The sequence below is a fragment of the Collinsella aerofaciens genome, assembly GCF_039062315.1.
GTDB lineage: Bacteria > Actinomycetota > Coriobacteriia > Coriobacteriales > Coriobacteriaceae > Collinsella > Collinsella aerofaciens_BG.
Window position 1 is genome coordinate 1 of sequence record NZ_JBCJBG010000030.1, and the last position, 5,126, is coordinate 5,126.

2 rRNA genes are annotated in these 5,126 nt (G+C 63.0%); both read right to left on the reverse strand.

Going from position 1 to position 5,126, the window contains the following annotated elements:
* Positions 1 to 23: 23 nt before the first annotated feature.
* Positions 24 to 2,997, reverse strand: a 23S ribosomal RNA gene (locus ABCP74_RS09280).
* Between the two features lie 396 nt (positions 2,998 to 3,393).
* A 16S ribosomal RNA gene (locus tag ABCP74_RS09285) occupies positions 3,394 to 4,899 on the reverse strand.
* Together the 16S and 23S rRNA genes form the textbook arrangement of a ribosomal RNA operon.
* Positions 4,900 to 5,126: the final 227 nt, after the last annotated feature.

A 5,126-nucleotide genomic window follows, 5' to 3' on the forward strand; every position in this document is an offset into this window, starting at 1 on the left:
GTCCCGCGGGCCGCGAGGTGCGGTTCCGGAAGAGCTCGGGCGATTAGTGCGGCTCGGCTGAGGACGTCGCCGCCCTTGCACCTGCCGTCTATCGACCAGGTAGTCTACCTGGGCCCTTACCGGAAGGAGAACTAATCCCTGGAACGGCTTCCCGCTTAGATGCCTTCAGCGGTTATCCGCGCCGCACGCGGCTACCCGGCCGTGCCGTTGGTCGACAACCGGTTCACCGGAGGTGCGTCCACCCCGGTCCTCTCGTACTGGGGGCAGCCTCCATCGATTCTCCTGCGCCCACGGAGGATAGGGACCGAACTGTCTCACGACGTTCTGAACCCAGCTCGCGTACCGCTTTAAACGGCGAACAGCCGTACCCTTGGGACCTGCTCCAGCCCCAGGATGCGATGAGCCGACATCGAGGTGCCAAACCTTGCCGTCGATGTGGACTCTTGGGCAAGATCAGCCTGTTATCCCCGGAGTACCTTTTATCCGTTGAGCGACGGCCCACCCACTCGGGGCCGCCGGATCACTAGAGCCTGCTTTCGCACCTGCTCGGCTTGTGGGCCTCGCAGTCAAGCCCGCTTGTACTCTTGCATTCAAAAGGACGGTTGCCGACCGTCCCGAGCGGACCTTCGCGCGCCTCCGTTACCCTTTAGGAGGCGACCGCCCCAGTCAAACTGCCCGCCTGGCACGGTCCCCGAGCCGGTTGACGGCCTCGGGTTAGGACGCCGGTCGCGCGAGGGCAGTATTCCAAGGGCGGCTCCCCGGGGGCTGGCGCCTCCGGATCTGTGCCTCCTGCCTATCCTCTACACGCGGGACCAGCGGCCAATGCCAAGCTGCAGTGAAGGTTCACGGGGTCTTTCCGTCCTTCCGCGGGTAAGTCGCATCTTCACGACCAGTGCAATTTCACCGGGTCCATGGTCGAGACAGCGCCCAAGTCGTTGCGCCTTTCGTGCAGGTCGGAACTTACCCGACAAGGAATTTCGCTACCTTAGGACCGTTATAGTTACGGCCGCCGTTTACCGGGGCTTGGCTTCGGGGCTTCGCCTTGCGGCTAACTCCTCCGCGTGACCTTCCGGCACCGGGCAGGCGTCAGACCCTATACGTCGCCTTGCGGCTTCTGCAGAGTCCTGTGTTTTTGGTAAACAGTCGCTTGGGCCTCTCCACTGCGGCCCGCCTCCGCTCCCCGGGCAAGCCGGTTCACGTACGCGCGGGCACCCCTTCTCCCGAAGTTACGGGGCCATTGTGCCGAGTTCCTTGACCATGGTTGACCCGATCGCCTCGGTATGTTCTACCCACCCACCTGTGTCGGTTTGCGGTACGGGCGCGCACGCGCCTGCCTAGGGGTTTTTCTAGGGACCTCGGGCTCACTCGCTTCGCTCAATCGCTTCGTCCGGAGCCTCGCCCTTCTGCGGACCGGATTTCCCTGGTCCGCGGGCCGCGCTCCATCACGGGGACGTCCAGAACCCCGCCGAGCCACCCCCATCCGTCGCCCCGTCGGTCGTAGCGCCGCGTGCGCGGTGCAGGAATGTCTGCCTGCTGCGCGTCGGCTACGCCTCCCGGCCTCGCCTTAGCCCCCGACTGACCCTGGGAGGATTAGCCTTGCCCAGGAAACCTCGGGTTCACGGCGGACGAGTTACTCTCTCGTCTCTCGCTACTCATGCCAGCATTCTCACTCCCATGCGCTCCACCGTCGGTCGCCCTCCGGCTTCTCCGCCCATGGGAAGCTCCCCTACCGATTCTAATGAATTAAAATCCCGCCGCTTCGGTGTCCAGCTTAGCCCCGTGTATTGTCGGCGCATGTCCACTCGACCAGTGAGCTGTTACGCACTCTTTGAATGGATGGCTGCTTCTAAGCCAACATCCTGGTTGTCTGGGCGGACGCACATCCTTTGCCACTCGGCTGGAACTTGGGGACCTTAGCGGGCGGTCCGGGCTGTTTCCCTCTCGAGCACACAGCTTAGCCCACATGCTCTGACTGCCGCGCTCTGGGCCGCCGGCATTCGGAGTTCGGTTGGATTCGGTAGGCGGCGAAGCCCCCTCGTCCATCCGGTGCTCTACCTCCGGCGGTGAACGCGCGACGCTAGCCCTAAAGCTATTTCGGGGAGAACGAGATATCTCCGGGTTTGATTGGCCTTTCACCCCTATCCGCAGGTCATCGCCGCCGTTTTCAACCGACGTGCGTTCGGCCCTCCACGGGGTCTTACCCCCGCTTCAGCCTGCCCACGGATAGCTCACCCGGCTTCGCGTCCGCGGCGCGGGACTCAAGTCGCCCTGTTAAGGCTCGCTTTCGCTTCGGCTCCCTTTCGGTTAACCTCGCCCCGCGCCAGCGACTCGCTGGCTCATTCTACAAAAGGCACGCCGTCACACCATAAAGGTGCTCCGACTGCTCGTGGGCGCACGGTTTCAGGTACTGTTTCACTCCCCTCCCGGGGTGCTTTTCACCTTTCCCTCACGGTACTGGTGCGCTATCGGTCACAGGGTAGTACTCAGGCTTGGATGGTGGTCCACCCAGGTTCGGACCGGGTTTCACGTGCCCGGCCCTACTCAGGGACCGCGTCGCGCCGTCCGGTCTGGGTTCGCGTACGGGGCTGTCACCCGCTGCGGCCGGCCCTCCCATGCCGTTCCGCTCCCCAGCCGGACCTGCGCCCGGGGGCGGCAGCCCCCGGATGCGCGGCCCTGCAACCCCGTCGGCGGAACCCCTGCCGGGTATGCCCGCTCGACGGTTTGGCCATCGGTCCCCTTTCGCTCGCCGCTACTCGGGGAGTCTCGAGATTGATTTCCTCTCCTCCGGGTACTTAGATGTTTCAGTTCCCCGGGTTGTCCTCCCCGGCCCTATGTGTTCGGGCCGGGGATATCCACACCTCTGTGGATGGGTTCGCCCATTCGGAGACCCCCGGGTCGAAGGATGTGTGCTCCTCGCCGGGGATTATCGCAGCTTGCCGCGTCCTTCATCGGCTCCCTGTGCCAAGGCATCCGCCGTGCGCCCGTGGTATCTTGCGGGACCGCATCGGGCCCGCGGGATATCCACGTGTCGCTAATAAAAATTAATCGATATCATGAATAGCGCTCGTATGTCGCAATTCGGGTATCTCATACCGCGGCACAGTGTCTTCACTGTGCTCGCGATCAGATGCTCCTCACTCATATATAAGTGAATTCTTCTTGTTTGGATCGGATGAATGATTGCTATCATTCTGTCTGATAAATCGCAGAAAAGAATCGAGTCTGGAAGAATGATCTTCCATCTCTCTCCTATCGCTATGCGGCTCTCAAGGTACGCGGGTGCGACCCCGGGGACCGGGTGCTGCGGGGACTTACTCCGGGCGACATCAACCGGACGGGCTCCTGCCCTCTATTCGAGTTAAGTTGATCTCTCTAGAAGATTTATCTCCCTAGAAAGGAGGTGATCCAGCCGCACCTTCCGGTACGGCTACCTTGTTACGACTTCACCCCCCTCACCCTCCACACCTTCGGCGCCTCCCCCCTCTCGGTTGGGCCGGCGACTTCGGGTGCAGACGACTCGGGTGGTGTGACGGGCGGTGTGTACAAGGCCCGGGAACGCATTCACCGCGGCATGCTGATCCGCGATTACTAGCAACTCCGACTTCATGGGGGCGGGTTGCAGCCCCCAATCCGAACTGGGGCCGGCTTTCCGGGATCCGCTCCCCCTCGCGGGGTGGCATCCCTCTGTACCGGCCATTGTAGCACGTGTGCAGCCCAGGGCATAAGGGGCATGATGACTTGACGTCGTCCCCGCCCTCCTCCGCCTTGACGGCGGCGGTCCCGCGTGGGTTCCCGGCATCACCCGATGGCAACACGCGGCGGGGGTTGCGCTCGTTGCGGGACTTAACCCAACATCTCACGACACGAGCTGACGACAGCCATGCACCACCTGTATGGGCTCCTCTCGGCCACGGGGTCTCCCCCGCTTCACCCATATGTCAAGCCCTGGTAAGGTTCTTCGCGTTGCTTCGAATTAAGCCACATGCTCCGCTGCTTGTGCGGGCCCCCGTCAATTCCTTTGAGTTTTAGCCTTGCGGCCGTACTCCCCAGGCGGGACGCTTAATGCGTTGGCTGCGGCACGGGGGGATCGTCCCCCCACACCTAGCGTCCATCGTTTACGGCTGGGACTACCAGGGTATCTAATCCTGTTCGCTCCCCCAGCTTTCGCGCCTCAGCGTCGGTCTCGGCCCAGAGGGCCGCCTTCGCCACCGGTGTTCCACCCGATATCTGCGCATTCCACCGCTACACCGGGTGTTCCACCCTCCCCTACCGGACCCAAGCCGCGGAGGTTCCGGGGGCTTCGGGGGGTTGAGCCCCCCGCTTCGACCCCCGGCCTGCCGGGCCGCCTACGCGCGCTTTACGCCCAATGAATCCGGATAACGCTCGCCCCCTACGTATTACCGCGGCTGCTGGCACGTAGTTAGCCGGGGCTTCTTCTGCAGGTACAGTCTTGACTCTTCCCTGCTGAAAGCGGTTTACGACCCGAAGGCCTCCGTCCCGCACGCGGCGTCGCTGCGTCAGGGTTCCCCCCATTGCGCAAGATTCCCCACTGCTGCCTCCCGTAGGAGTCTGGGCCGTGTCTCAGTCCCAATCTGGCCGGTCGGTCTCTCAACCCGGCTACCCGTTGTCGGCACGGTGGGCCGTCACCCCGCCGTCTACCTGATGGGCCGCGGAGCCATCCCCTCCCGTCGGGGCTTTAGCCCGGGCGCCATGCGGCGCCCGGGGGTATCCGGTATTACCCGTCCTTTCGGGCGGCTATCCCGGGGGAGGGGGCAGGTTCTCCACGTGTTACTCAGCCGTTCGCCACTCGCTTCCCTCCGGAGAGGGGTGCCGTTCGACTTGCATGTGTTAGGCGCGCCGCCAGCGTTCATCCTGAGCCAGGATCGAACTCTCCGTCCAAATATTCTGGGCTTCGAGCCCGTCCGGTCCTCTCAGTTCATCGCTGATCGGTTCCGTTCGATTCATATGGTTCTATTAGATAGGAAAAGGAATTTCTCGGGGCCGCCTCTCGGCGGCCTTGCGAAAAACAAATCCAAGTTAGACCATTTCAAATGGTTCGATGTCTGCCCGGATGCGACACAGCTTGTGTGTCCATCCTCGCAGTATCCGGTTCTCAAGGTGCACGC